The 666-nt window shown below is 43.4% G+C and carries 1 protein-coding gene; it reads left to right on the top strand.

Annotated elements, in window-relative coordinates; all coding sequences use genetic code 11:
- A partial coding sequence (locus ADS77_RS21275; protein ID WP_200909671.1) for a transposase occupies positions 1–522 on the top strand: 522 nt, incomplete at its 5' end.
- Positions 523–666 lie beyond the last annotated feature (144 nt).

Here is a 666-nt window from a genome sequence, read left to right as displayed (position 1 = left end):
AAAATGCTGGCGGCGCTCAATGAATGCGATAGTTCATTCGCGAAGATAAACACGCCAACAAAGTGGTGCGTGTATAGCAAAGCTTGTTTAACGTACAGTGAAAAGCTAGTGAGTTACCTTGCGCGTTATACCCGAAAAGGCGTGATGTCAGAATCGCGATTAGTGTCAGCGAATGAGCAGTCAGTGAGCTTTAAATATCGCGACTATGCAGATAACAACCGCGATAAAGTCATGACACTGAGTTGTGATGAATTTTTACGGCGTTATTTACAACATGTATTGCCGAAAGGGTTTATGCGCATTCGCCACTATGGCTTTTTAGCTAATGCGTGTCGCAAGCGAAAGTTAGGGTTAATAAAGGCTCAAGCATCAATAACCCCATTCAAAGCGGTGAAGCCGAAGGCAGAGCAAGAACGATTAATACCGCATTGGCCTTGCCAGTCATGCAAGGCGGGTATCTTACGATTTATTGGTGTGATGAATTTAGATATGGCGACAAATAAAATAGCGCGAACGAGTTAGCAGCCTTGCTTGCTGCATCAAATCAATGAGTTAACCTGCTTAACTGTTCAGGCTAGTCGCGGCTGTGCGTGAGAAAAATATCCTTGCTTAACGGTTAAACATTAGGTTTAATGAATAGATAATAAACGCTGAGCAATGCAGGGA

The sequence above is a fragment of the Pseudoalteromonas porphyrae genome (genome assembly GCF_001298125.1).
Lineage (GTDB): Bacteria > Pseudomonadota > Gammaproteobacteria > Enterobacterales > Alteromonadaceae > Pseudoalteromonas > Pseudoalteromonas neustonica.
This window is presented reverse-complemented; position numbering and strand designations above follow the sequence as displayed.